Below are 978 nucleotides of genomic sequence, written 5' to 3'. Positions count from 1 at the left end.
GAGTCGGTCTTGTTGATGTGCTGGCCACCCGCGCCGGAGGCACGGTAGGTGTCCACCCGCACATCAGCCGGGTTGATCTCGATCTCGAAGGATTCATCCACTTCGGGGTAGACGAACAGGCTCGAGAAGGACGTATGGCGGCCATTGGACGAGTCGAAGGGCGACTTGCGCACCAGGCGGTGCACACCCGTTTCGGTGCGCAGGAAGCCATAGGCGTATTCGCCCTCGACCTTGATGGTGGCGGTCTTGATGCCGGCCACTTCACCGTCGGACTGTTCCAGGATTTCAGCCTTGAAGCCCTTGCGCTCGCAGTAGCGCAGATACTGGCGCAGCAGCATGGAAGCCCAGTCCTGGGCTTCGGTACCGCCGGCACCGGCCTGGATGTCGATGAAGCAGTTGTTGGCGTCCATGGGGCCGCTGAACATGCGGCGGAATTCCATGTCTTCGACCAGCTTCTTCAGGGTCTCGGCATCGGCTTCGATGGCGACGATGGTGTCCTCGTCCTTTTCCTCGCGTGCCATCTCGAAGAGGTCACGCGCATCGGTGAGCTCGCTGTCGATCTTGATGAGGGTGTGGACGATCGCTTCCAGCGATTTCTTTTCCTTGCCGAGGTCCTGGGCCCGCTTCTGGTCGTTCCAGACGTTGGGGTCTTCCAGTTCGGCGTTGACTTGTTCGAGTTTCTCCGACTTCACATCGAAGTCAAAGATACCTCCGAAGCTCGGTGGCACGGGTGGCCAGATCATCGAGCAAGGATTGGAGGGAATTGAGGCGTTCTGCTTCCATGATGGTTTCTTTTGCGATCAAACCTCGAATTATACAAGAGGAGGAGGGCAGTTTCACCCCCGTCACGCGCCTGTCATTTTCCGTCGCTACCATCGGCGCGCTTGTTTGACTGACAAAATACTGACGGGTGCGTCCGCCGCTGCCCGACATCTGCTAGCCACCACCGGAGAATCCTCGATGAGACAGCCTGCCCCC

The 978-nt window shown here is 59.1% G+C and carries 1 pseudogene; it reads right to left on the bottom strand.

From position 1 onward, the window contains the following. Positions 1-783 (bottom strand): annotated as a pseudogene (locus B3873_RS02355) (PCRF domain-containing protein); the annotation flags it as partial. Positions 784-978: the final 195 nt, after the last annotated feature.

Source organism: Herbaspirillum sp. UBA812, assembly GCF_002296545.1.
Lineage (GTDB): Bacteria > Pseudomonadota > Gammaproteobacteria > Burkholderiales > Burkholderiaceae_D > Herbaspirillum > Herbaspirillum huttiense.
Note: the sequence above shows the minus strand (reverse complement) of the source record. Positions and strands in the feature narration are given on the sequence as shown.